At 51.4% G+C, this 24,383-nt stretch carries 21 protein-coding genes and 5 pseudogenes; 9 read left to right on the forward strand and 17 right to left on the reverse strand.

Features of this window, described 5'->3' with window-relative positions; translation table 11 throughout:
* Nucleotides 1–19: 19 nt before the first annotated feature.
* A pseudogene (locus RBH92_RS14620) lies at nucleotides 20–124 on the forward strand (IS1595 family transposase); the annotation flags it as partial.
* Nucleotides 125–141: 17 nt separating this feature from the next.
* On the opposite strand, the gene RBH92_RS14625 reads toward RBH92_RS14620, so the two are convergent.
* From RBH92_RS14625 to RBH92_RS14685, 14 genes and pseudogenes are all read right to left on the reverse strand, one after another.
* Nucleotides 142–1,404 carry an MFS transporter gene (locus RBH92_RS14625; protein WP_258195775.1) on the reverse strand — a complete coding sequence of 421 codons (1,263 nt, stop codon included), beginning with the start codon at nucleotides 1,402–1,404 and terminating at the stop codon, nucleotides 142–144.
* Nucleotides 1,405–1,536: 132 nt separating this feature from the next.
* Complete coding sequence (locus RBH92_RS14630) at nucleotides 1,537–1,890, reverse strand: DUF4158 domain-containing protein (protein ID WP_107787641.1); 354 nt, start codon at nucleotides 1,888–1,890, stop codon at nucleotides 1,537–1,539.
* A gap of 55 nt (nucleotides 1,891–1,945) precedes the next feature.
* Nucleotides 1,946–2,350 (reverse strand): hypothetical protein, encoded by a 405-nt coding sequence (locus RBH92_RS14635; protein ID WP_258364503.1) that lies wholly within the window; start codon nucleotides 2,348–2,350, stop codon nucleotides 1,946–1,948.
* 30 nt (nucleotides 2,351–2,380) lie between these two features.
* Complete coding sequence (locus RBH92_RS14640) at nucleotides 2,381–2,695, reverse strand: helix-turn-helix domain-containing protein (protein WP_090541825.1); 315 nt, start codon at nucleotides 2,693–2,695, stop codon at nucleotides 2,381–2,383.
* Entirely contained in the window at nucleotides 2,682–3,029 is a 348-nt protein-coding gene (locus RBH92_RS14645) for a type II toxin-antitoxin system RelE/ParE family toxin (protein ID WP_307934010.1), read from the reverse strand. Before RBH92_RS14645 ends, RBH92_RS14640 begins: the two co-directional genes overlap by 14 nt.
* Nucleotides 3,030–3,194: 165 nt before the next feature.
* The gene (locus RBH92_RS14650; protein ID WP_258195777.1) at nucleotides 3,195–3,710 is read right to left on the reverse strand and encodes a toprim domain-containing protein; all 516 of its coding nucleotides are present in this window, start codon (nucleotides 3,708–3,710) and stop codon (nucleotides 3,195–3,197) included.
* 78 nt (nucleotides 3,711–3,788) lie between these two features.
* A pseudogene (locus tag RBH92_RS14655) lies at nucleotides 3,789–4,289 on the reverse strand (Tn3 family transposase); the annotation flags it as partial.
* Nucleotides 4,290–4,550: 261 nt separating this feature from the next.
* Complete coding sequence (locus RBH92_RS14660; RefSeq protein ID WP_307934011.1) at nucleotides 4,551–5,024, reverse strand: PaaI family thioesterase; 474 nt, start codon at nucleotides 5,022–5,024, stop codon at nucleotides 4,551–4,553.
* A gap of 18 nt (nucleotides 5,025–5,042) precedes the next feature.
* A complete protein-coding gene (locus RBH92_RS15030) occupies nucleotides 5,043–5,372 on the reverse strand; it encodes a hypothetical protein (RefSeq protein ID WP_489685355.1) in 330 nt (109 codons plus the stop codon).
* Nucleotides 5,370–5,699, reverse strand: a pseudogene (locus RBH92_RS14665) (AarF/UbiB family protein); the annotation flags it as partial. The gene RBH92_RS15030 and the pseudogene RBH92_RS14665, both read right to left, overlap by 3 nt.
* Nucleotides 5,699–5,917, reverse strand: a complete 219-nt coding sequence (locus RBH92_RS14670) for a DUF2934 domain-containing protein (protein WP_307934012.1) — start codon at nucleotides 5,915–5,917, stop codon at nucleotides 5,699–5,701. The gene RBH92_RS14670 and the pseudogene RBH92_RS14665, both read right to left, overlap by 1 nt.
* 95 nt (nucleotides 5,918–6,012) lie before the next feature.
* A complete protein-coding gene (gene gstA, locus RBH92_RS14675; RefSeq protein WP_307934013.1) occupies nucleotides 6,013–6,621 on the reverse strand; it encodes a glutathione transferase GstA in 609 nt (202 codons plus the stop codon).
* Nucleotides 6,622–6,771: 150 nt separating this feature from the next.
* Nucleotides 6,772–8,379, reverse strand: a complete 1,608-nt coding sequence (locus tag RBH92_RS14680; RefSeq protein WP_374049974.1) for a DHA2 family efflux MFS transporter permease subunit — start codon at nucleotides 8,377–8,379, stop codon at nucleotides 6,772–6,774.
* Complete coding sequence (locus RBH92_RS14685) at nucleotides 8,376–9,410, reverse strand: HlyD family secretion protein (protein ID WP_307934014.1); 1,035 nt, start codon at nucleotides 9,408–9,410, stop codon at nucleotides 8,376–8,378. Before RBH92_RS14685 ends, RBH92_RS14680 begins: the two co-directional genes overlap by 4 nt.
* A 223-nt stretch (nucleotides 9,411–9,633) precedes the next feature.
* Between RBH92_RS14685 and RBH92_RS14690 the strand changes: the two genes are divergently transcribed.
* Genes RBH92_RS14690 through RBH92_RS14715 form a run of 6 tightly spaced genes read left to right on the forward strand, consistent with a single transcriptional unit; the run spans nucleotide 9,634 to nucleotide 17,067 of the window.
* Nucleotides 9,634–10,029 carry a DUF2934 domain-containing protein gene (locus RBH92_RS14690; RefSeq protein ID WP_307934015.1) on the forward strand — a complete coding sequence of 132 codons (396 nt, stop codon included), beginning with the start codon at nucleotides 9,634–9,636 and terminating at the stop codon, nucleotides 10,027–10,029.
* A 44-nt stretch (nucleotides 10,030–10,073) separates the two neighbouring features.
* A complete protein-coding gene (locus RBH92_RS14695) occupies nucleotides 10,074–10,682 on the forward strand; it encodes a TetR/AcrR family transcriptional regulator (protein WP_307934016.1) in 609 nt (202 codons plus the stop codon).
* Nucleotides 10,672–12,072: an efflux transporter outer membrane subunit gene (locus tag RBH92_RS14700; protein ID WP_307934017.1), complete on the forward strand. Its 1,401-nt coding sequence runs from the start codon at nucleotides 10,672–10,674 to the stop codon at nucleotides 12,070–12,072. Before RBH92_RS14695 ends, RBH92_RS14700 begins: the two co-directional genes overlap by 11 nt.
* Nucleotides 12,073–12,101: 29 nt before the next feature.
* A complete protein-coding gene (locus RBH92_RS14705; protein ID WP_307934023.1) occupies nucleotides 12,102–13,172 on the forward strand; it encodes an HlyD family secretion protein in 1,071 nt (356 codons plus the stop codon).
* Nucleotides 13,169–15,940, forward strand: coding sequence for a ribosome-associated ATPase/putative transporter RbbA (gene rbbA / locus RBH92_RS14710; protein ID WP_307934018.1), 2,772 nt, complete (start codon nucleotides 13,169–13,171; stop codon nucleotides 15,938–15,940). The genes RBH92_RS14705 and rbbA overlap by 4 nt, the downstream gene beginning before the upstream one ends.
* Nucleotides 15,941–15,942: 2 nt before the next feature.
* Nucleotides 15,943–17,067, forward strand: a complete 1,125-nt coding sequence (locus tag RBH92_RS14715) for an ABC transporter permease (protein ID WP_307934019.1) — start codon at nucleotides 15,943–15,945, stop codon at nucleotides 17,065–17,067.
* Between the two features lie 500 nt (nucleotides 17,068–17,567).
* On the opposite strand, the gene RBH92_RS14720 is transcribed toward RBH92_RS14715, so the two are convergent.
* The gene (locus RBH92_RS14720; RefSeq protein WP_307934020.1) at nucleotides 17,568–18,122 is read right to left on the reverse strand and encodes a recombinase family protein; all 555 of its coding nucleotides are present in this window, start codon (nucleotides 18,120–18,122) and stop codon (nucleotides 17,568–17,570) included.
* 174 nt (nucleotides 18,123–18,296) lie between these two features.
* On the opposite strand from RBH92_RS14720, the gene RBH92_RS14725 reads away from it, so the two are divergent.
* Nucleotides 18,297–21,302, forward strand: coding sequence for a Tn3 family transposase (locus RBH92_RS14725; protein WP_066984295.1), 3,006 nt, complete (start codon nucleotides 18,297–18,299; stop codon nucleotides 21,300–21,302).
* 72 nt (nucleotides 21,303–21,374) lie between these two features.
* Here RBH92_RS14725 and RBH92_RS14730 read toward each other — a convergent pair.
* Nucleotides 21,375–22,256, reverse strand: a pseudogene (locus RBH92_RS14730) (Tn3 family transposase); the annotation flags it as partial.
* Nucleotides 22,257–22,294: 38 nt separating this feature from the next.
* A pseudogene (locus RBH92_RS14735) lies at nucleotides 22,295–23,209 on the reverse strand (IS3 family transposase); the annotation flags it as partial.
* A 90-nt stretch (nucleotides 23,210–23,299) separates the two neighbouring features.
* Between RBH92_RS14735 and RBH92_RS14740 the strand changes: the two are divergent.
* A complete protein-coding gene (locus RBH92_RS14740; protein ID WP_307934021.1) occupies nucleotides 23,300–24,358 on the forward strand; it encodes an IS110 family RNA-guided transposase in 1,059 nt (352 codons plus the stop codon).
* The last annotated feature ends 25 nt before the right edge of the window (nucleotides 24,359–24,383 follow it).

Raw genomic sequence — 24,383 nt, forward strand, 5'->3', positions numbered from 1 at the left:
CCTGTCCTTCAAGCCTGATCACACCTTTTATCTGCACCTGAAAGAAACTGAATTTCGTTTTAATCATCGCGGTGATAATCTCTATCAGAAAACCCTTAAATTGTTACGTCTAAAACCGCTTTAATTTTCTAAGACTCTAATTTAATTAGAAATTAAAATCGGTGGGGATATATCATTTATTTGTTTTTCTGTGTCATTGACACGTTTATTGGCGGCTTTTTGTTCGCTTATAAATTGATTAGAAGGAAAAATTGTATATTTCACATCAGTTATTGCACGGCTTTCTTTACGTTCGTCTGTTTCATAGCTCGCTATGATATTTTTTTCTTTTAATTCGTCTAATGCTGAAAGCACTTTTCTTCTGTTATCAATTTCTCTGCTTTGCTGCAATAATCCGGTGCTTTTCAAATCTGAAAACATGAAATGATAGTTATTGATAAGATTGGCGTGCCGGTAACGATTGATTAATTTCTTATAAATAAAGCGAGAGAGTTGTTCATCGCAGCTCATCAGACGATCATAGTTAAATTGTCTGTATTCAAGGCGATTTATTGCATGGCTAATAAACAGAGGTAATCTACCGATGTGTTGTGCGTCAGTATCGGCAAGATACTCTTCACGGCCAACGGTCACCAAGTCTTGTAGAATGGAACCTTTCCAGATTTCCTTTTTCTCTTTAGAGAGCGAGATTACGCAAGAACTCATCACCTCTATAGCATGTTTTATTTGGTTAATATTTCGATCGCGACCTCTGGATGCGAGCTCTTTCAAAACCATTCTTAAAGAAAACCGAACCCATGTTTCAACCTTATTGACATCATGAATGCCATGATTTTGTATAGTGAGAATTTTTTTTAAAGCTTCTTCCACAAGTTCTTCAGTTATACCAGGGAAGAAAGCTTGATATTTATTATTCCCTTGTTTTATCAAGGCCGGTTGAATGCGAACAGTAAAATAACTGCCTTTCTCCGTATAGTTCCATTCATAGGGATCAGCATGGCCTGTATCTGTTCTTAATTTTTTTACTTGTGCAGGTGTCAAAAAATATTTCGGAATGCTTTCCCATATTTCAACGGTATTTGAAACCTCACTTTTGTCATTGGTGACAAACTGTGAGAACAGATCAAGTTGAAGGCTTTTAATGTACTTTTCTGGCGGTTTTTTCTCTGGCATATATAGTGTATAAGGAGTCGTAAATTCAGATCCACGTTTATTTGTATTATCAATTAAAATACGCGTAATCATTAACAATGACATTAACACACTTATCTGTAAGGATATCAATACACCTATTTCTAACACATTAAATACAAGCGTTTGCAGATAAAAACTCCAATAAGGTGCAAAGGCTCCAATAAAAGCAAAATGAAAGTAATAAAATCCCGAAAAACGAAGCAAACGCATAAAGTATTAATGTAATAAAATTATTTTATGATCGCTCAAGATTAACAGAAATTACAACCGTTGAAGAGGAGCCTCGATGCTTTATTACTATAGGCAAAACGTAGTGGACAGTCAGCCATGTGCGTAAACATTTTAAATACTCGCTCGTTGAGCGGCGTAGCCCAAAAAACTTAAATTTTTCTTACGATGGCGTTGACCCGTGCATCCATCCCATTCGTACGCATCCAGATCTTCTGGGGCTGAATTCGTTACACTTGCAACGTAGACAACGATTTCATGAGGTATGCTTTTTTGATCGTTTGAGAAAAAGTCTTGAAATTGAAAAAATTTGAGCAGAATTTCACATCCAAGTCGGTCGCGACCAATGCGGCCTAGCAATAACACCAATTTCCCGACAGATAGTGACCACCGAGTTTCCAGTTCGTCTTTGCTCCAATGCCATTTCAAAAATTCTCCTCGCAACACGCGGAATAGATGAGAAGACATGCTTGCTATTGGCAATTTTATCGTGATAACTCATTTTATGTGGTGGTTTTTGCAGCTATGTGCACACTACCCCATATTCAGGTGGTGCGTCGATAGTCACCACATAAACCCGAGTTTCTTTGTCTCTTTCTGCCAATAATCCTTGAATCATCATTCGCTTATCCAATTCTATCCAGTGGGATTGATTGTCATGGTCTTTTTCCATGAACTGTTCAGCAGCAATTAAAACCGGTCTTGGGTGCCAGGGCTTCCATTTGTCGCTTTTGATAGAATTCAGTCGTGCCCAGCCGCCATTCGGAAATTTACCGATGGCTTCATCCTTGCGTCTGCCCCACGTTATCCAGGTAACATTGCTATCTCGTAGCCGCACAGGCAAGCGTGCGTCCGGTTGCGGGAAATAAATCTTTTGATCCTGGTATTCAATACCACCGTACATGGCGCCCCTGCTGCGTAAGTACATAGATTGCTGCAAGAGAAGGAATTAATACATTCAGACGACAGCTTCCAGACCGCGCTTTTGCACAAGATGTAGTAACTTAAGAGCGGTACCTGTTGGCCGTTTCTGTCCGATCTCCCATTTTTGTACTGTCGAAACACTTGTATTTAGTATGGCAGCAAACACCGCCTGACTGACACGTGTAGCTTCGCGAATTTGTTTTATCTGCTCCGGTCCCAAGGGTTCAATAGGCGGCAAGCACAATCGATCGAATTCGCGTAGCGTAACCTGATCCAACACGCCAGCCTTGTGTAAACCCTTGGCCGTATCATGTACAGCCTCAAGAATGGTTGATTTAGTCTTGCGCATCGCAATTAACCTCCATTAATTCTCCCGCATATTGTGCTTTATCGAGCGCCTGCGCGGTTAGTGACAGCAGGTGAGCAGCCAACAGCTTTAGCGCTATCTCTTCATCTTTGTCGATGTTGCTACGTTCGTTCTTTGGGAAGCCAAATAAGAATATCCAACGGTTTCCTTTGTTGGTGACGACCAATGTGCGAAAGCCGCTTCTCTTTCCTTGTCCTAATCGCGCAATTCGTTTTTTCAGCAGCCCATTGCCGAGGTCGGCATCATACAGTCCCTCAGTCATCTCACGCACAGCGGCGCACAGACTAGGCGAGGTCATCCTTGTTTGTTTGCCCAACGATCAAACCATCGTGTCTTGTAAATTATCATCCTGTATCTGCCTTAAATATAATATAGCACTAAGTGATATATCTAGCAAGCCGAAACCTATAACACAAATCATTTTGAATGCCTTCGTATATTCAATGAGGATGTCACCTAAAGAAATAGTAGCGGATTTAAATTACCTGACTAATGCCCGTTTTTGCTTGATTTCCTGCTGCTTAGGTTCAACACGGGTTTGTAACTTCGCTAAACAGGTCAGTTTAGCCTGCTGAGATACTTTTTCAACAACCGATCCGACCTGACGTTTAACCGCATCAATACCAAGTGAGCTTTTATTGGCCAGATCATTAAAATCATTTAATCTCTTTGATACCTGCTCATTAGGTGCAAAAACCGGAAATACCGCCATACCATTCACCAATGCCGCTGCTTCCAATGCTTTTTCCTTGCCGGGGTTTTTGCCAATGGTGGATTCCAGGTGATGATCATCATCTCCGGCAATAATGATGGGTTTATGCGGATACTTTTCATGCAAATCCTGCGCGACTTTGGACAAATTGCCCGAATCAAATGCGGCGATGACAGGATAATCCAGCGCCTGGGATAGCGTGTCTGCGGTGGCATACCCTTCAGCTATCACGATAGCAGGTGTTGTATTGATGGCTGCTTCCAGTCCCTGACCGTTATTTCCCACGATATGAAAGTTATTCTCCTTTCTGCTAGGGGTGAACCCAACATACGCACTACCAGGGGCAAATGGATCTTTTCCACATCAATTTGGAGATGTGGTGATATCACCGAGCGGGATTCTGGCCTCCAAATCGAGATCAAAACGTCCAAATGGGTTGACGTGGTGTGTAAACAGCGGGCTCAATGCCGCCCGGTCGCGCGCAGTCATCTTTCCCAGCCAAGTAGGTTCTTCCAGAACCTCCTGGATCATCAGCGTATTGATGTAAACAAGACTCGACTGCAACAAGTGCAGGCATAACAGCGAGATTTCCTGGTCCTCCTGTCGATTCGCCGTCAACTCCCCGCCTTTGCCGATCATGATGAAATCATTGGCGCTGTTCCAGCTCTCGACAACGTTCAAGCCCTCGTGGATCTCGCGCCGGAGTTGCTCGGTATGCAGGTACCGGCATAGGAAGATCGTTTTGATCGCTTTTCCCAATTCGCTGAACGCTTTGTAGGTTGGATGCTGAATATTGGTCCGGGTGAAACGCCGCAGCAAGCTCTCCGCATCGGCCATTCCCATCTTCAGCGCAACCGTGTGCTTGGGGTTTGAAGTCCAATGGTACGAAAACGTACGTTAGCGACTATGTTAAGGCGCATTTCAGTAAATCGTAAAATAGTACCTAATTTTTACCACACTCGCTATTCGTTATAGCCATCTAACGAACGTCAATCGGTACGAATCGGAAGACATACGAAGCATTCAGTAGCGCGGATTAGATTGAAAAATTTAAAAGCGCTGATGAGTGTTAGTAGAGGGCTCTATTAATTACGCATTTACGAAGGAATCATCACGCCTACCTTTTTAGCAGTCAGCAATAGGACGGATAGCCACTTTTGCCTTAATAAGCGTGCACAAAGTACCATTTTCCTGATAATAACCGTATTCAAACATCGGAGTACTTCTGCCTTTTTTGGCCAAATCAGTGCGTATTTGCCGCTCTATTTCCGGAGACATATGAAAAATGAGCTCTAAATCACTTAGACCTTCTGCTATAAAATCCAGCTGTAATGAACTTGTCAAAACTCTATGGTCGGGGAATAATTTCTGACATGCCATTGCTGCAATAGGATCAGCCAGACAGGCTTGGTATCCGCCAAATAAACTACCTCCAACATTAGTTGCAATCCAGCTATGTGGCAAACGGATTTTGATAGTGCGCCAGTCGGGAGACAAAACCAGTACTTTAATACGCATTAACCAAAAAAAGGGTAGGCACTCTATTCTTTTTTTATCTGATAATAAAGGCGTGGTCCAGATAAAATGACGTAAGTTCATAGGGTTAATGCATCCTGGTTATAATTCAGTGAAATATTGATATAATCTTTTTATGAAAGGGGCTTGCTTTTCGCGTTCGGCACTACTTTTTCTCCGAATTTGACCAGTCGACGATCCATTCGGACGTGAACAGATCGACTCGGATGGCGACGACCTAGCCCAGAGTGACGAAGCTTGGCTCCAGTTGAGACCGCAAGAATCCGTGCGAAACCAGGCTCGCCTATTCCTTTCTGCCGCTGCGCCAGATAGAGAGATCAACAGCCAGATGCCACCGATGACGGCGGCGAAAAAGCCGAGCGTGCCGAATGATGGCAAACCCGGCAAGGACGGCTCGCCTTTGACATTCATGCGGTTGCCAGGCAGGTAAAAGAGGTTGCCTGGATGGGATCGGCATGGAAAAAGCCGTCTTCCAGCATCATCTTGAGTACCGCGTCTGTGCCGCGCCGAGCCAATAGCCTGCGATCAAGCCTCGCCGCATCCACTGCCGTCAGATCGTGGCCGGGAATGTCTCGGACATATAGTCTTGCAATTGAGCCGTTCGCTGACCCATTGCCAGTGAATGCGGGGCACGATGATTTCGGCCAGCCTGGTCAAAAGGCGCAGGTCGGCCTAGACAATCTGCTTGATGCCGGGCCGACGCACTTTGAGGATGACTTCACTGCTATCGGCCAACCTCATTTGTTTGTTGTAAGGATGCGGTCGATTTCCGCTTCTGCTTCGCGCCAATCTTCCGCTGTGTCGCCGCCGGCAAAGCCGCGCTTTTCGGCGCGGTAATAGGCGGCTTCAGCGATCATTCGATAGCGCTCCTCCGGTGATACGAGCGGACGATTCGGTTGCTCGGCAACGGCTTGAGCCGTCTTTTCAGGGGCGGCAGTGGATTTGGATTTGGTCATGGGGTGTACTCCTGATTTAGTCAGTGGTTTTTCTCGCGCTGGCGTTGGTTATCGGACCACTGCCGACGACTCGCGCCGGCAGGGTGTGACAATCGTTATTCAATCAATCCTTCGGCCTTGAGCGCCGCCTGCACAGCAGGACGTGCGGCGACGCGGCCCTGATAGGCGATCAGATTTGGCCATGGGACAAGATCGATACCGACGTAATTGCCCCAGCCCAATACGGTAAAAAGATAGGCATCAGCCACGGTGAAATCATCGCCCATCAGCCAAACCTTGCCATCAAGTCGGCTGTTCACATAATCGAAACGCCGGGCCAGTTGCGTCTTGACAAGGTCTTTCCAGGCTTCAGGCGCCTGTGGATTGAACAGCGTGCCGAAGCTCTTGTGCAGCTCGGTAGAGATAAAGTTGAGCCATTCCATCAGACGGTAACGCTCCATGCTGCCGACAGGCGGCGCAAGACGTGTTTCCGGTGCACGGTCGGCGAGATACTGGACAATGGCAGGCCCTTCGGTCAGCACTTGACCGTCGTCGAGTAGTAAGGCGGGCACGTAGCCGTTGGGATTGATCGTGCGGTAATCGGCGCCGGTTTCGGTTTTGCCGCTGGTCAGATCGACCCGCTCGGTTTCATATCCGAATACGCCCTCTTCGAGGACGATGTGGGGCGATAACGAACAGGCGCCGGGGCTGTAATAAAGTTTCATGGTGTGACCTCCTCAGGCTAAAAAAATGGGTAGTCGGTATCAGCTGTACTCGCCACCGCAGGTGATGCAAGCGAGACCATCAGGTTGAGCGCTGCAAATCTATTTTTCCATAGGTTACTCCATAGGAATTTAACATGAAGCTTCATGCGGTCAATGGCCGCCTGCCGCGCCACCGGCATCCGCCGACACTTTTCTGACCAATGGCATCAGCAATAACGCGAAGAGAAAAACCAGGCTGAGGATATGAAACAGCGTATTGAGGGTGAGCACTTCGGCTTCTCGCATCACCAAGCCGTAAAGCTGCTTGAGTGCAGCCTGTTCGCTGTTCGGTAACGACAATCCGGCCATACGTTCCTGCAAGCCCGCCAGTACTGATTGCGCTTGTGGAGAGCCCGGCGCCACCGACTCGCGCAACACGGCGTAATGTTGCTTGTTCAACTGAATCATCAAAGTGTTGGCGACCGCCAGACCTATGGCTCCACCCAGGTTGCGCATCAGGTTGTACAGTCCGCTGGCATTTTTGACTTCTTCAGGCGGCAACGTACCCAAGGCCAGTGTATTGATGGGCAAAAAGGCAAACATCAGCGCGAAGCCGCGCAAAGCCTGTGGCCAGAAAAACTCCCAGTAGCCTGACTCATGCGTGAGATCGGCGTTCATCCAGGAACCCAGCCCATAGAGAGACAAGCCCAGCGCCATCATCAACCGTGAATCCAGTACCTTGGCGAGTGGGCCGGCGACAAAGGCCGACAACAGTTGAAATAGTCCTGTGACCATCACATATTGGCCAATTTGCAGGCTGTTCAGGCCTTTGACGCTGGCCAGATACAACGGCATCAAGTAAATGGTGGTATACATTCCAACCCCCAGGATGAAGCTGAATACACAGCCGACAGCGAAGTTGAAATTACGGAAGGCCCACAGATCGACAATCGGGTGTTCGATGGTTAATTCACGATAGAACATAGCGATGCCTGCCACGGCGGCAACCACGCTAAAAAATAAAATTTCATGGCTATCAAACCATTCCTTTCGCACCCCTTCTTCCAGCACGAATTGCATACTGCCGAGAAAGATGATGATATAGACGATGCCGAGAAAATCGATTTTTTCGAGTAATTTCCAGTCCGGTTCATCCACCCGCACGAACAGCCAGGTGCTCAGGCAGACCAAAAATCCCGGCAGCAGATTGATCAGAAACAGCGCTTTCCAGGAAAATGCTTCGGTAAGATAGCCGCCCAGCACCGGTCCCGCCGTAGGTGCGACAGTCACCACCAGGCCGACGACGATGAACATGGACGGTTGCAAACGCTTAGGGAACATCGTGTAGATCACCGCAAACACCGTGGGGATCATCGCGCCGCCAAACAAGCCCTGAAGGGTTCGAAAAACGATCATCGAGGGTAGATTCCAGGACAAGGCGACAAACAGGCTCATCAGCGTAAAGCCGCCGGAAGACAGCACGAACAGGTAGCGGGTCGACAGCGCCCGGCCCAGCCAGCCTGACAGCGGGATGATCACGACTTCGGCAATCAAATAAGCGGTTTGCACCCAGGCGATTTCGTCGCGGGTCGCCGCCAGTCCCGCCTGTATTTGTTGCATGGAGCTGGCGACGATCTGGATGTCCAGGATCGCCATGAAAATGCCGAACACCATGCCGAAAAAGCCGATCCATTGTTGCGGGGTGAGCGGTTTTTCAGCCGCTGCGCCCTGACTCTCCGGCGCATCTTCGGCGGCTATAGCCGCTGTGCTCTTGATCATATCGCCTGACTCACCCGAACCTTGATCTCTGTAGAAAGTCCCGGTCTCAGGCGACTTAAGTCGGTGCCGGGACGGAACAGAATCTTCACCGGGACACGGCGCACGATCTTGGTGAAGTTGCCAGTGGCGTTTTCCGGCGGCAACAGGCTGAATTCCGAACCGGATGCAGGCGCGAAACTGTCCAGCGCCCCTTCGAAGACCTCATCGGGGTAAGCATCAACATAAATCCCCACCGCTTGCCCCGGTCGCATCCGGGCGATCTGGGTTTCCTTGAAGTTCGCTTCCACGAATAGGCCATCGTCCGGAATCAGAAAGCCGAGTGCATTACCGGGTTTGACCAATTGCCCGACCTGCACGCTGCGATTGCCGATGACGCCAGCCATTGGCGCTACGATACGGGTATTCCCCAAGTCGATGCGGGCCAGCTCCAGAGCGGCTTCGGCAGCTTTGATACGGGCGCGGGACTCCTCGATCTGCGCATCCAGAGCAGCCAATTCGCTTTTCGCTCCCTGCACGGCCGAACTGAATTTATCCCGATGGGCGGATGCCTGGGTATAAGTAGATTGGGCGCTATCATGAGATTGCGCGGAAATAGCCCCCTCCTGGGCGAGATTGCCGTAACGCTTCAAATCCTTGCCGGCACGATCCAGGTCGGCATTGGCAGCAGCGATATTCGCCGCCTCCTCGCGTATTTTGGCGTTTTGGGTGAGTTTGTTGGCTTCCAGGGTCTGGATGTGCGCTGTTTCCATTAGCACCTGGGCTTCAGCCTCGGCGACACGGGCCTTAAAGTCATGATCATCGATCACCACCAGCAGGTCGCCTGGCTTCACCTTCTGGTTATCCACGAACAACACCTCCTTGACATACCCGGTCTCCTTGGAGCTAATCAAGCTGATGTGCGCCTTCAGATAGGCGTTGTCAGTCGTCTCGAAAGGATGGATCGCTTTCAGCCAATAGACGATACCAGCTGCGGTTACGGCCATGAGCAGCAAAGAGATTATTAGGTTTTTTTTGGATAGATGGAGTGACATAAATTTTTATTGCTTAACTAAACAGCGTGGTTTAGTATAAGCATTAACTTCACTCCAATGCAACGAATTTATTCCGCGCCAGGATGAAGCAAGCCCCGTCCCCCGAAACGATAGTCCATTCTAGGCCAAGGCTATATCGGTACGCTCCGGCGTTAGGGTCTAAGCGGGTGACCGTAAGTTGGCGATGCCACATTGCTAAACCATCATAGATGAGGTAGAGGCCATGTTAAGTCATTTTGCAAAGACTATAAACCGGCATCAGTGGATCTCAGAAGCCGCTTATTTCAATGCGGAAGCAAGAGGCTTTGAGGCCGGCAAAGAATTAGATGATTGGCTTATAGCCGAAATGGCGTATTCGGAAATGCTGATAACGACTTATATTGCCATGTTGGAAGAAGACCATGCTGCGCTAACAGTTTCCGGATTAAAGCGATTAGCAGCCTTAATCGGTATTGAAGATACTGATGTGTTTAATTCGGTTATAGAGCTGATACAAGCTATTCAAAATGCCACAAAACACCGCCCCTGTTTTCGTTATGAACCCAATAGGCTTTGTGAAGAAATGGAGTGTAAATGGCGAAAGGAATGTCGAAAATTGATTTCTGTATGGTATCGATAAATCGTTGATAGCCTGCTAATGCAACCTATTAATATAACAACACAATGAGCAAACCAAATAACCCAAAACGACTGGCTATTCTCAATGCGGCCAAGCGCGCTTTTATCGCGCACGGTTACAGCGGCACCAGCATGGAAGCCATCGCCGAAGCCGCGCCGGTGTCGAAACCGACTCTTTACAATCATTTCAAAGGCAAACAGGAGTTATTCGCCGCAGTGATGGAGAGTCAATGCGAGGCGGTATTGAACACCCTATCCAGCGTCAAAACCGAACTCAGCGATCCGGTCGCCGGCTTAAAAGCCATCGCCGACGCTTTCGTCGAGCTGATTTATGCCGACGAAGCCTTGCAGCTTTATCGCCTGATCATCGCCGAGCAGAAACATTTTCCGGAGCTGGGCGAACTGGTTTACCGTTCCGGGCCTGAACCGGTGTTGCGGCAATTGTCGGATTACCTCGCCGAACAGCATGCGCGTGGCACCTTGCAGTTTGCCGACGTAGAAACATCGAGCCGGTTATTTTTGGGCATGTTGAAAGGCGATGAACATTTCCGTTGCCTGCTGGGTTTGCAATCCGGCTTGAGTGAAGCGGCAAAACAACGATTGATTGATGCTGCGGTTTCTTTATTCCTCAAAGGTCATGGTCATGAGTCATAAAGCTAGCTGGTTATTGCTCCTGGGCAGTTTGGCCGGATGCACGATGGGGCCCGATTACCGCAAAGTCGAGCCTGCGGTCCCGAACCATTGGCAGGCCATACAAGCACCGGAAGCGGGCTTGAAACCGGCCAGTCCGGAGGACTTGAAAAACTGGTGGAAAAATTTTGGCGATGCGCACCTGAACCATCTCATGGACCAAGCGTTGGCGGGCAACCTGGATGTCAAGATAGCGCTGGCCCGCATCGACCAAGCCCGCGCCGAGCGTCGCGGCACCCGTGCGGAACTGTTTCCGACCGTCAATGTGACGGCGGGCGCGCAACGCCAAGAGAATCCGTTCCCCGGCTTGGCGTCCGGTATCAAATACAATATGTTCGAACTGGGTTTCGACGCCCTCTGGGAAATCGACCTGTTCGGCCGCCAGCAACGGCGACTGGAGGCGGCAACCGCCGATCTGGAGGGCGCTGGCGAACAGTATCACCAGTCCCTGGTGACGCTGACGGCCGAGTTGGCGCGCAGCTATGTTGACTATCGCAGTCTTCAAAATCAACTGCGAATAACGCGTTCGAACCTGAAGTCCCAGCAGCAAACGCTGGAACTGACCGAAAGACTCAACGCCGAAGGCGTGGGAACCCGGCACGATGTGGTGCGGGCGCGGGCCCAGACCGAGACTACGGACGCCCAGATTCCGGCGCTGGAAGCAAGGCTGGTCGCTGCATTGCGGCAACTGGAAGTCCTGGTGGGACGCCAGTCCGGCACGCTGGATGCCGAACTGAATTCCACCGAAGCCGTGCCGGCAGCGCCGGGACGGGAAATCCTGGCTTCGCCCGCGGAAATGATACGCCGCCGCCCGGACCTTCGCGTGGCTGAACGCCAACTCGCGGCGGCAACGGCCATGCAAGGGGCGGCGATCGCGGAATTGTTTCCGAAAATATCGTTGTCGGCCTTTGTAGGTCTGCGTAACACCGATATCGAAAGCCTGTTCAAATCGGCCGCCTTCTCCTACGGCACCGCCGCCAACCTGTTGCAACCGTTGCTCAATTTCGGCCGTATTCGCGCCGGCATCGATATGGCCGATGCGAAGCAGCAGGAAGCCTATCTGAGCTATGAAAAGGCAGTGCTTGAGGCACTCCAGGAAACGGAAACCGCTTTGACGCGTTATCTTAAGGAGGAAGTTCGCCGGCAGACGCTATCCCGCGCGGTGGTGGACCATCAGGAATCGGTACGTCTGTCGCAACTGCGTTATCAGGAAGGCGTTTCCTCGTTTCTGGACGTGCTGGATGCCCAGCGCGCGCTGTTTGTTGTAGAAATCGAGCTGGCTCGTTCCGAAGCCGAGACTTCCACGAATCTGATCGCCGTGTATAAGGCGCTGGGCGGCGGCGCGAACGCCTAGCTGCAGCTGCAAATATTCCAGGAGAAATGATGAGTAGCCAGTTAAAATCGATACTGACCCTTGCCCTCGTCGGCATTGCCATCGCTGCGGCGGCCGTGGCGTGGTGGGTGTTACGCCCCAACGGCTTGCCGGAAAGCATGGTCAGCGGTAATGGCCGCATCGAAGCCACCGATATCGATATTGCCACCAAGATTCCCGGCCGTATTGCCGAAGTCCTGGCACGGGAAGGTGACTTCGTACAGGCTGGGTCGGTTCTGGCGCGCATGGACACGCAAACGCTGCAAGCCCAGAAAGCAGAAGCACTGGCTCAGGTGCGTCATGCCGAGAGCGCTCTGCAAACTGCCAAATCCGTCGTCACTCAACGTGAAAGCGAACACAACGCCGCACTGGCCGTGGTCGCTCAGCACAGCGCCGAACTCAATGCCGCTGAAAAACGCTTGAAACGCTCGCAACGCCTGGTCGGCGAGGGCGCCATGCCGGAACAGGAGGTGGACGATAATAACGCCAGGGTGCTAGGCATTCAGGCTATGATTAGCGCTGCGCAAGCCCAAGTTGCGGCGGCACGGGCGGGTATCGAGGCGGCGAAATCCCAGATAGTACAAGCGCAGGCACAGATCGAGGCGATCAAAGCCACTGTCGTCCGCCTGCAGGCGGACATCGACGACAGCGAACTGAAAGCGCCGCGCGACGTGCGTGTGCAATATCGCATCGCCGAACCCGGCGAAGTGCTGGCCGCCGGTGGCCGGGTACTGAACACGGTGGACTTGTCCGACGTTTACATGACCTTCTTCCTACCCACCGCCGCTGCTGGCAAGGTTGCGCTCGGCAGTGACATCCGACTGGTGCTCGATGCGCTGCCCAACTACGTGATTCCAGCCAAAGCCAGCTTCGTCGCCAGCGTCGCCCAGTTCACCCCAAAAACAGTCGAGACCGAAAGCGAACGCCTCAAACTGATGTTTCGCGTGCGGGCACGCATCGATCCCGCCTTGCTGAAACAGCATCTTGATCAGGTCAAGACCGGCCTGCCCGGCAAGGCCTATGTCAAACTCGATCCGGCCGCCGAATGGCCCGCCGAACTCGCGGTCAAGCTACCTGAATGAATACCGACGCCATCGCACCAGTGGTCAGCATCGAAGGCGTCAGCCTGCGCTATCGTGACAACCTCGCCCTCGATAACGTCAGCCTGGCGATTCCCGCCAACCGCATGGTCGGTCTGATCGGCCCCGACGGTGTTGGCAAATCCAGCCTGATGTCGCTGCTCACTGGCGCACGGAAAATGCAGCAAGGACATATCGAAGTGCTGGGCGGCGACATCGCTGACGCGGCCCACCGCCGTGCGGTGTGTCCGCGCATCGCCTACATGCCGCAGGGGCTAGGCAAGAACCTCTATCTCACGCTGTCGGTGTTCGAGAATGTCGATTTCTTCGGTCGTTTGTTCGGCCACGCGCAGGCTGAGCGCCATCAACGCATCGCCGAACTGCTAGCTAGCACCGGCCTGGCGCCGTACCATAACCGCCCGGCGGGCAAACTGTCGGGCGGCATGAAACAGAAACTCGCCCTCTGTTGTGCACTGATCCACGACCCCGATCTGTTGGTGTTGGATGAACCGACCACCGGCGTCGATCCGTTGTCGCGTGCCCAGTTTTGGGAGTTGATCGAACGTCTGCGTATACGCCATACGGGCATGAGCGTGCTGGTTTCCACTGCCTACATGGACGAGGCTGAGCGCTTTGACTGGCTGGTGGCGATGGATGGCGGCAAGATACTCGCCACCGGCACCGCGTCCGAGCTGCGCGCACGTACCGATGCCGACAGTTTGGAAGCGGCGTTCATCCGCCTGCTGCCGGAGGAAAAGCGCCAAGGTCACAAAGCAGTTGTGATTTCACCGCGCAACACCGGCGGTGGCACACAGGAAATTGCCATCGAGGCGCACGGTCTGAGCATGCGTTTCGGCGATTTTGTCGCCGTCGATAACGTCAGCCTACGCATCGAGCGCGGGGAAATCTTCGGCTTTCTGGGTTCCAACGGCTGCGGCAAGTCGACCACAATGAAAATGCTCACCGGCCTGTTGCAACCGAGCGAAGGCGAAGCCCGGCTGTTTGGCCGCATCGTCGACGCCGGCAATATGGCCACCCGACGACGCGTCGGTTATATGTCGCAAGCATTCTCGCTGTACACTGAGCTGACCGTGCGGCAAAACCTGGAGCTGCACGCCAAACTGTTCCACTTGCCCGACGCAGGGATTCCCGCCCGCGTTGCCGAAATGGCGCAACGTTTCATGCTTAACACCGCCATGGACAGCCTGCCTGATGAATTGCCCCTGGGGATTCGCCAGCGTCTGTCGCTGGCGGTAGCGGTGATCCACAGGCCGGACTTGTTGATTCTCGACGAGCCGACCTCCGGCGTCGATCCGGTGGCGCGCGACAAGTTCTGGGAGCTGATCGTCGATCTCGCCCGCCGCGACCAGGTCACGGTTTTCATTTCCACCCACTTCATGAACGAAGCCGAACGCTGCGACCGCATCTCGCTAATGCATGCGGGCAAGGTGCTCGCCAGCGACGCCCCCGCCGCGCTGGTCGAACGTAACGATCACGCCACGCTGGAACAAGCGTTCATTGCTTATTTGAAAGAAGCGGGCGGTGTCGACGACGAGTCAATGGACGAAGCGCCGACGTCTCTGGCGCCCCCGTCCATGCAGCCATCGGCACCGGCGCGCAATCAGGCCGCTCAGTCTGGCGCCCGCTTCAGCCTGCTGCGCTTGTACAGCATCTGCGTGCGCGAAGCCCTCGAACTGTACCGTGACCCCATCCGCGTCTCAATCGCGTTGTTCGGCACCTTATTCCTGATGCTTACTTTCGGTTATGGCATCACCATGGACGTCGAGAATCTGCGTTTTGCGGTACTCGACCGCGACCAGACCACACTCAGCAATAACTACGCACTCGACCTCGGTGGCTCACGTTATTTTATCGCCCAGCCACCCATTGCCGATTACGACGCACTCGACCGCCGTATGCGTAGCGGCGAACTGAGTCTGGCGTTGGAGATTCCACCCAACTTCGCGCGCGATGTGCGGCGCGGTGATCCGGTAAAAATTGGCGCCTGGATCGATGGCGCGATGCCGACTCGCGCCGAAAGCGTACTCGGTTACGTGCAGGCGATGCACCAGGTCTGGTTGCGGGAGCAAATGCGTCGCTATGCCACGGATCAAGCACCGGCTGAATTGATGACCATTGAGACGCGCTTTCGTTACAACCCTGATGTCCTTAGCCTGCCCGCCATGGTGCCCTCGGTAATCCCGATCCTGCTGATGCTGATTCCAGCCATGCTCAGTGCGCTCAGCGTGGTACGCGAAAAGGAACTCGGTTCCATCCTCAACCTTTACGTCACTCCGGTGAGCAAGTTCGAATTTCTCGTTGGCAAACAACTACCCTATATCGCCATAGGCATGATCAACTTCTTTCTACTGTGCGCGATGGCGGTGTGGGTTTTTGGCGTGCCGCTCAAGGGCGACTTCCTGCTACTGACCTTGGCCGCGCTGCTCTATGTGACCTTCGCCACCGGCTTAGGCTTATTGGTCTCGGTTTTCACCCGCAGCCAGATAGCCGCCATCTTCGCCACCTTCATTCTTACCTTTATTCCATCCAGCCGATTTTCCGGCATGATCGATCCGGTGTCGTCGTTGGAGGATGGTGCGCGGCTGGCGGGTGAGATTTTTCCCGGCACCTATTTCCTGATCTTCAGTCGCGGCATCTTCTCAAAAGCGCTGGGTTTCGCTGAGTTGAGTTCCTATCTGTTGCCGCTGGCCTTGTCGATCCTGGTGGTCGTCGGCTTGAGTGTGTTGCTGCTCGCTAAACAGGAGCGTTAGCCATGTATACACTGCTCAACATTTTTCATCTTGGCATTAAAGAATTGCGAAGTCTCGGACGTGACACCTTGATGATGGTGATGATCGGGTTCGCGTTTAGCGGTCAGATCTACGTGGTCGCCACCGGCCTTCCACAATCACTGAACAAGGCGCCCATCGCCGTCATCGATGAAGACCGCTCGCCATTATCGGCGCGTATCGCCAATGCTTTTTATCCGCCTTATTTTTTGGCGCCAGTGATCATTGATCAGTACGCCGCCGATTTCGGCATGGATGCCGGCCTCTACACCTTCATTCTGGATATCCCGCCTGATTTTCAGCGCGACCTGTTGGCCGGAAGGCAACCGGCGATTCAGCTCAACGTCGATGCCACCCGCATCTCGCAAGCCTTCATCGGCAACAACTATGTGCAGACCATCGTCAATGGCGAGGTGTCGACCTTCGTCCAGGGCCATCGCGCACTCGCGACTTTGCCGATCGAGCTGGAAACGCGGGCGCTGTTCAATCCGAACCTGAACTCGACTTGGTTCGGCTCGGTAATGGAACTGGTCAACAGCATCACCGCATTGTCCATTATCCTCACCGGCGCCGCGCTGATCCGCGAACGCGAGCACGGTACCATCGAGCATTTGCTGGTGATGCCGCTGACGCCGTTTGAAATTATGATGGCCAAGGTGTGGGCTATGGGTCTGATCGTGGTGGTCGTGGCGACCGCGTCGCTTGTTTTCGTCGTGCAGGGGCTGCTGGAGGTGCCGATTCATGGATCAATCCCACTGTTCGTCGTCGGCATGACGCTATACCTGTTCACGACCACCTCGTTAGGTATTTTTCTCGCCACAATGGCACGCTCAATGCCGCAGTTTGGCCTGCTGCTACTCGTAATCCTGCTGCCGCTACAGATGCTCTCCGGCGGCATGACGCCGCGCGAGAGTATGCCCGAACTGGTGCAGAACATCATGCTGGCGGCGCCGACCACCCATTTCGTCTCGTTGACCCAGGCGATCCTGTATCGTGGCGCCGGCATCAGCATCGTCTGGCCGCAGTTTCTGGCCCTGACCGCGATCGGCAGCGTCTTTTTCGTGCTGGCGCTGACCCGTTTCCGCAAGACCATCAGCTCGATGGCTTGATTAGGTCTTGAGCACGCCATGAAAAACATGCCCAACAACCTTAACCATCGTAAATCGGCAAGTGCCTGTTTCAATTCATCAGTGCCTTTTACACCATGATTTAATGTGACATAGGCATAAATGCCTTGGCCTTTTAGGGGGAAGTATAGAATTCGGAAAAATCGTACGTTAACCACTGGAGGCGGTGCGTTAGGCATCAGAGGCAAATATTGCCGATCACCGTTAGCGTTAATTGAGAATAACGGCAATCACATGCGAAAAGGGGTTAATTCACCAAAAGAACGGTTTGTCCCGCGACACCCCTGAAAGCCTTGCTATAATCGTCTTACAGAGGAAATATCGATTTTAAAAACGTCGATAATAATTTTTATAAGCTGTTGAACATTAATGCAATTATAGATTATTTTATTTTCATGTTTATAAATGAGGCTGATTTGATGTTGTAAAGTGGGTAGCCGCCAAAGTATTCCTACGCAACAATGTAAGTCTCAAGATTACCCTCACTCATCCGTTTCATTCAGCAATTTGTAAACGGTTGACCGCCCAATGCCCATTTGCTTGGCAATATCGGTAGCGCCTAGACCATTCTTACGTAATGTCCTTAGTTTTTCGGTATCGATAGTGCGTTTGCGACCAAACTTCACTCCCTTGGCCTTGGCCTCGATGCGGCCTTCATTAGTACGTTCAAGGATACGTTGGCGTTCCGCTTGGGCGACAGCCGACAGGATGGTGACAACCATTTTGCCCATAGTGCCTTCGGTGCTGATGCTGTCATCTAAAAACCGGATGGCGACGCCGATACTGTCGAATTCCTTGATCAAGGCGATCATGTCTGCCGTATCCCGTCCCAGGCGATCCAGTTTTTTTACCAGGATCACGTCACCTTCTTCGACCTTGACCCGCAACGAATGCAAGCCGTCCCGATTGACGTGGCTACCGGAAACCTTGTCAGTGAAGATGCGGTTGGTTTTGACCCCCGCTTCCTTAAGCGCCTTGACCTGGCCATCAAGGGATTGTTGGCTCGTGGATACACGGGCATAACCAAAGAGTCGCATCGCTTAAAACTGTCTCCTAAGTCGATTAATGGACGGATTGTCTATTAAGTATGTGAAAAACGATTTTATAGACAGTTTATTTCATATGAATTACCCTGTCCACAATCTTATAATATTGTAGACACCTACAGCTTTATATTTAATTCGATTTTACCTCTGGTCTGGAGCAAATGGATGGCCGTCGATTTTTTAACCGCAGAACAGAAGGCTCAGTACGGTCAATTTGCCGGTGATCCAGATGAAATCCAACTGGCAAGGTACTTTCACCTTGACGAAGCAGACCTGACATTCATTTTAAATCGCCGTGGCGATCAAAATAGACTTGGCTTTGCGCTGCAATTAACTTCCGTCAGGTTTTTAGGATGCTTCCTTTCCGATCTAACGTTGGTGCCAGCCAACGTCCAAGCCTTTGTGGCCGGACAGCTTTCGATTGGAGATGTGGCTATTTTGGCGGATTACGCCCAAAGGGATACCACTAAACGCGAACACACCGCGCTTATCCGCGAACAATATGGCTACCGCGAATTTACCGAACCACCTTGGGCATTCCGTCTTAGCCGGTTACTTTATACCCGTGCCTGGATCAGCAACGAAAGACCCGGCTTAATGTTCGACTTTGCTACTGCCTGGCTGAATCAAAACAAGGTGCTGCTACCTGGTGCTACGACTTTATCACGGCTGATTTCCGAAATCAGGGAAAGAGCGGTTAACCGATTGTGGCGGCGATTAGCGGTTTTACCAACACTTGAGCAAAAAGCCAAACTGGAAACTTTACTCAAAGTGCCAGAAGGCACACGATCATCGGCTTTTGATCGTTATCAGAAAGGCCCGGTAACCATCAGCGGGCCAGCCTTTAATGCATCCGTTGAACGCTATCTTGAATTAAAGGCGTTGGGTATGCAAGAAATCGATTTTTCCCATATACCACCGGTTCGATTGAAGAACCTCGCCCGCCATGCGGGTGTTATCACGGTACCTAAAATAGCCAGAATGCCAGAGGACAAGCGTACGGCAATCCTGGTGGCTTTTGTGAAGGCCTTTGAAACCATTGCCCTGGATGATGCCTTGGATGTACTCGATCAACTCATAACCGAGATTGCGGGTAATGCCAAAAGAATGGGTCAGAAAAATCGGTTACGGACACTGAAAGATTTGGATAAATCTGCGCTGACATTAGCGGATGTCTGTACACTGATTTTGAATGAAGAAACACAAGACGGCCAGTTACGCGATGTCATTTTTACCCAGATCACTAAAGAGAGATTAGCCGAATCGATTGCCATCGTTCAGGATTTGGCCCGCCCCTATGACGATAAATTTCATGATGAGTTGATTGAGCAGTATGGTCGGGTTTGCCGGTTTTTACCGCGACTACTCAATGACATTACTTTCAAGGCCGCGCCCGCCGGGGAAACGACGCTTTCTGCATTCAATTATCTTGCCGCTTCTGGTACATCACGCAAACATACTTTGGATAAGCCGCCCATGAATATTATTTCCGCTCCGTGGAAGCGATTGATTTTTGATAAAGACGGGCGAGTCACTAAACGGGGATACACACTGTGTTTTCTCGACAAATTACAAGATGCCTTGCGAAGGCGCGATATCTATGTTGAAAATAGTGATCGTTGGGGCGATCCCAGGGCAAAATTGCTGCAAGGTGCTAATTGGCAAGCAAACCGAATCCAGGTTTGTCGCTCGATTGGACAGCCGGTACAACCCGATGAGGCAATTACTAACTTAACACAGCAACTGGATGCCACTTATAAACAAGTTGCCGCCAACTTTGCAGATAATGCAGCCGTCAAGATTGACAATTCCGGCAAGCAACCGGCTTTAACCATCACCAACCTGGATAAACTGGATGAGCCGCCCAGCCTCATTCGGCTCAATGAGCAGGTGACCGGATTATTGCCAAAAGTGGATCTTACCGAGTTACTATTGGAAATCCATACTCATACTGGCTTTGCCGATGAATTTACGCATGTAAGCGAAGCCAATGCTCGTGCCAATGATTTATCGGTCAGTATTTGTGCGGTACTCATGGCCGAAGCCTGTAATATTGGACTGGAACCCTTAATCAAGCACCACATTCCGGCGCTGACTCGCCATCGCCTGAATTGGGTTAAGCAAAACTACCTGCGGGCAGAAACGCTTGTTCGGGCCAATGCCCGATTGGTCGATCATCAATCAACCCTCGCTTTGGCTAAAAAATGGGGTGGTGGTGAAGTGGCTTCTGCCGACGGAATGCGATTGGTGACGCCTGTGCGTACGATTAATGCCGGGCCAAATAGGAAATACTTCCCTAAGGGCATTACTTGGTATAACTTTTTATCGGATCAATTTTCAGGGTTCCACGGCATCGTCGTTCCTGGGACATTGAGAGATTCTATCTTTGTTTTGGAAGGACTGTTAGAGCAACAGACCGGCTTGAATCCAACGGAAATTATGACGGATACCGCTGGAGCCAGTGATTTAGTGTTTGGATTATTCTGGCTGCTTGGCTATCAATTTTCACCGCGCTTGGCCGATGCCGGTGAAGCGGTTTTTTGGCGAATCGATAAACATGCGGATTATGGCGTGCTCAATGATCTGGCCAGAGGTTCTGTCAATACTCGCCGGATAGAACAGCACTGGGATGATATGCTGAGGATAGCCGGGTCGCTTAAACTGGGGACCATACAGGCATCAGAGCTTATCCGTTCACTTTTGAAAAGTGATCGGCCATCCAGTCTGACTAAAGCCATCATCGACGCGGGGCGCATCAACAAGACTTTGTATCTGCTGAATTATATTGACGATGAAGATTACCGCCGGCGGATATTAACACAGCTAAACCGGGGGGAAGGACGGCATGCGGTTGCTCGCGTCATTTGCCATGGACAACGGGGAGAAATTCGCAAGCGCTACCGCGAAGGGCAGGAAGATCAACTGGGAGCGCTTGGATTGGTAACCAATGCCGTCGTATTATGGAACACCCTATATATGCAAGCAGCGCTGGATCATTTGCGGCAACAGCCACAAGAAATTAGAGAAGAAGATGAAAAAAGGCTATCGCCTTTGCTGCATGGACATATCAATGTGCTAGGGCACTACTCATTTACACTGGCAGAGCAAATCATGATGGGGCAACTCAGGCCGCTAAACCAGTCATCAAAAAATAATATCATCCTTCCTTAGTGGTCTTTGCTGAAAATAGAATTAAGCTAGACGCTAACGTACGTTTTCGTACCGTTGGACTTCAAACCCCTGCTTCACCATCGCATCAAGTTCCTGTTCCACCAATTCCCAACTGATCGACCGTGTCAGCACCGCCTGCAGATTCAGGTAGGGATCTGAGTTGCCCGCTTCCGGGCGGTAAAGTTTCTGCTTATGGATGCTCTTCAGACGCGGCATCAGCTCGAATCTGAGCAGACGGCAGAAAGCGAACGCTACTTCCGTTTGCCCGTGGCTATCCACGTATTGCTGCTCCACCTTCATTTCAGTGCAATGGCGAATCACCCCTTGAATCATTGCGCCGGCTTCCGATGAGGAGACACGCTTGAGCTGCGAGTAGATACAGCAGGAATTCTTGTCGACATGCCAGTACACCATCACGCCACGGCCACCGTACCGAAGGTGCCATTCGGTCAGCAGGTTTTGCTCCCAAGCGGGGAACTGTTTCGAATCGGCAGCACAACTCGTCGTCGCCTCGCCCCAGATATGCGGCAGGCGCACCGCCAAGGTTGCGTTCGCCACCTGAGCAATGGCTTGGCGCAATTGCGGTATCGAAATGAAACGGCGCCGGACATAGAGCAGTTCCTTGTAATCGTCGAGACTCTGGCCAGAAGCGATACGTTTCAGACCCGTATTCGCGCCAATACCGTAAAGACAGAATAGCAGCCGCCGACGCAGAGTACGCGTATCCAGCCGCTCATGCGCTGTCGGACTACGGAAGCAAGCGCTGAAGTTGGTGCGCAAATCGGTTTCCTTGAGCATATCAAGCAGACTGGTCATCGGCCAGCGTTGTCCGACCTCGCCCTTTACCATTCCCAGGTTTTCCGGTGCTGGTTGCGCCTCTGACGGCGACACGGCAATCCAGCCCCCTTTTTTCTTGTTGAGAATTTTCACCTTCGGGTTGGAAGGCAGTCCTTTGAATCGCCCCGGATTTTCCGGAGACATGTTTTCTTGAATCAAGCTGCATCAGCTGACTCTTCCTGTTGGCGATGATACGCCTTTTCAAATTCTGCCGGTGGGACATATCCGATTGCGTCCAGCAGTCTTCGATTGTTGAACCAATCCACCCATTCCAATGTGGCAAATTCTACTTCTTCGATACTACGCCAAGGACCGCGATGCCGTATGACTTCGGTCTTGTACAAACCATTGATGGTTTCGGCTAGCGCGTTGTCATAAGAATCTCCGATGCTTCCGACAGAGGCGTCAATATTTGCCTGCGCCAAACGTTCCGTATAGCGAATCGATAAATACTGGCTGCCTCGATCACTGTGATGAATCAATCCTGAGGTTCCCCGCCGTGCCCATAGCGCCTGTTCCAATGCATCCAGTATCAGTTCCGTTCGCAATGAACGACTCACTCGCCAGCCAACAATATACCGGGCAAAAACATCGGTGATAAAAGCCACATAAACAAATCCTGTCCATGTCGCTACAAATGTAATATCCGCCACCCACAGTTGATTGGGCCGGGCAGCTACAAATTGCCGGTTAACCTTGTCCGTTGGCCGGTCAAGCAAATCGTCCGAAATGGTTGTCCAACACTTTTTGCCGCGTCGAACACCTTGTATTCCAAGCTTCTTCATTAACCGCTCGACCGTACAACGAGCAACACCAATACCTTCTCGCAGCAACTGCCGCCATACTTTGCGAGCACCATAAACTCGGAAATTGTCTTTCCATACCCGCTGTATATCAAGTTCTAGTCTCATATCCCGCTTGATGCGGTCAGGCAATCGATCGGGATCTCGCGCGCGCGCTTTGTGTTCGTAGTAGCTCGACGGGGCAATCCAGATTTCATTGCAGATTGGCTCGACCCCGTATTCCGCTTTGTTGCTATCGACAAATGTCACCATCATTTCGGTCGGCGGTCAATGGAATGGACGCCTTCATCTGATGTTGACGTATAACTCTCAAATGGGACATCCCAAACCTAACCACACAAAATCGAGGAGACTACTATGAGCAAGATCACCATCACTGGCATTGATCTGGCAAAGAACATATTCCATCTACATGCTGTCGATAGTACTGGCAGGCAGGTCAAGGCAATCAAGCTTTCACGTTTGAGACTGAGCGAATATCTGCATCGTAGCGAGCCAGTTACGGTTGCAATGGAGGCTTGTGCCAGCGCCCATCACTGGGGCAGGTTATGCCAGTTACTGGGCCATGAAGTCCGACTGATTTCGCCACAATTCGTCAAACCATTCGTCAAATCCAATAAGAACGACCGTAACGATGCACGTGCTATTTGCGAGGCGGCACAACGTCCTGACATGCATTTTGTTCCAGTAAAAACTGTCGAGCAACAGGCGGTTCTGAGTCTGCATAGGGTACGCGAGATGCTGATAGGCCAGCGAACAGCCACTATAAATCAGCTGCGCGGATTATTGACTGAATTCGGTTTAACAGCCCCAGCAGGGCGCAGAGCATTGCATAACACAATCCCCGCTATGTTTGAGGATCTTATGAATATCTCGCCCACATTTCTCGTCAGCTGCATCAGGCAGCAATGGGAGCATATCGGAGAACTGGATCAGCGTATCGACAACGTAACCTCACAAATTGAAATGCATGCCCGTCAGTCTGACGTTACGCGTCGTCTGCAGACGATTCCTGGCATTGGTCCAATTACCGCTTCAGCATTAGAAGCATACGTTGGCAACGCCACTCAGTTTCGGGCAGGACGGCAGTTGGCCGCATGGTTAGGTTTAGTCCCTAGACAGCACTCGACAGGAGGCAAACCCGTGCTGCTAGGAACCAGCAAGCGTGGTGACGGTTATTTACGCAGGCTCCTCGTGCATGGCGCGAGAGCCGTCGTAGCCACTGTGCGCAGTTCTCCCAATGTACAAAAGCAGGACAAGACTATTATGGGATGGGTGGCCAGAAAACACATGAACGTGGCAGTCGTGGCTATGGCTAATCGCAATGCCCGCATTGCCTGGGCCGTGATAACACAAAAGCGGAATTTTGATAGAAATTTCCGCGATCAATTGGCAAACCAGTTGGCAGCGACCTAGCTGAGACTACAACTTTATATCTCTT

Source organism: Nitrosomonas sp. sh817 (assembly GCF_030908545.1).
In the GTDB taxonomy this organism is placed as follows: domain Bacteria; phylum Pseudomonadota; class Gammaproteobacteria; order Burkholderiales; family Nitrosomonadaceae; genus Nitrosomonas.

Bases quoted from the DNA above. Each gene is read 5' to 3' on its own strand.
- RBH92_RS14625 (WP_258195775.1), bottom strand. From the start codon at position 1,404: ATGCGTTTGCTTCGTTTTTCGGGATTTTATTACTTTCATTTTGCTTTT.
- RBH92_RS14630 (WP_107787641.1), bottom strand. From the start codon at position 1,890: ATGTCTTCTCATCTATTCCGCGTGTTGCGAGGAGAATTTTTGAAATGG.
- RBH92_RS14635 (WP_258364503.1), bottom strand. From the start codon at position 2,350: ATGTACTTACGCAGCAGGGGCGCCATGTACGGTGGTATTGAATACCAG.
- RBH92_RS14640 (WP_090541825.1), bottom strand. From the start codon at position 2,695: ATGCGCAAGACTAAATCAACCATTCTTGAGGCTGTACATGATACGGCC.
- RBH92_RS14660 (WP_307934011.1), bottom strand. From the start codon at position 5,024: ATGAACTTACGTCATTTTATCTGGACCACGCCTTTATTATCAGATAAA.
- RBH92_RS15030 (WP_489685355.1), bottom strand. From the start codon at position 5,372: ATGAATGTCAAAGGCGAGCCGTCCTTGCCGGGTTTGCCATCATTCGGC.
- RBH92_RS14670 (WP_307934012.1), bottom strand. From the start codon at position 5,917: ATGACCAAATCCAAATCCACTGCCGCCCCTGAAAAGACGGCTCAAGCC.
- gstA (WP_307934013.1), bottom strand. From the start codon at position 6,621: ATGAAACTTTATTACAGCCCCGGCGCCTGTTCGTTATCGCCCCACATC.
- RBH92_RS14680 (WP_374049974.1), bottom strand. From the start codon at position 8,379: ATGATCAAGAGCACAGCGGCTATAGCCGCCGAAGATGCGCCGGAGAGT.
- RBH92_RS14685 (WP_307934014.1), bottom strand. From the start codon at position 9,410: ATGTCACTCCATCTATCCAAAAAAAACCTAATAATCTCTTTGCTGCTC.
- RBH92_RS14690 (WP_307934015.1), top strand. From the start codon at position 9,634: ATGTTAAGTCATTTTGCAAAGACTATAAACCGGCATCAGTGGATCTCA.
- RBH92_RS14695 (WP_307934016.1), top strand. From the start codon at position 10,074: ATGAGCAAACCAAATAACCCAAAACGACTGGCTATTCTCAATGCGGCC.
- RBH92_RS14700 (WP_307934017.1), top strand. From the start codon at position 10,672: ATGAGTCATAAAGCTAGCTGGTTATTGCTCCTGGGCAGTTTGGCCGGA.
- RBH92_RS14705 (WP_307934023.1), top strand. From the start codon at position 12,102: ATGAGTAGCCAGTTAAAATCGATACTGACCCTTGCCCTCGTCGGCATT.
- rbbA (WP_307934018.1), top strand. From the start codon at position 13,169: ATGAATACCGACGCCATCGCACCAGTGGTCAGCATCGAAGGCGTCAGC.
- RBH92_RS14715 (WP_307934019.1), top strand. From the start codon at position 15,943: ATGTATACACTGCTCAACATTTTTCATCTTGGCATTAAAGAATTGCGA.
- RBH92_RS14720 (WP_307934020.1), bottom strand. From the start codon at position 18,122: ATGCGACTCTTTGGTTATGCCCGTGTATCCACGAGCCAACAATCCCTT.
- RBH92_RS14725 (WP_066984295.1), top strand. From the start codon at position 18,297: ATGGCCGTCGATTTTTTAACCGCAGAACAGAAGGCTCAGTACGGTCAA.
- RBH92_RS14740 (WP_307934021.1), top strand. From the start codon at position 23,300: ATGAGCAAGATCACCATCACTGGCATTGATCTGGCAAAGAACATATTC.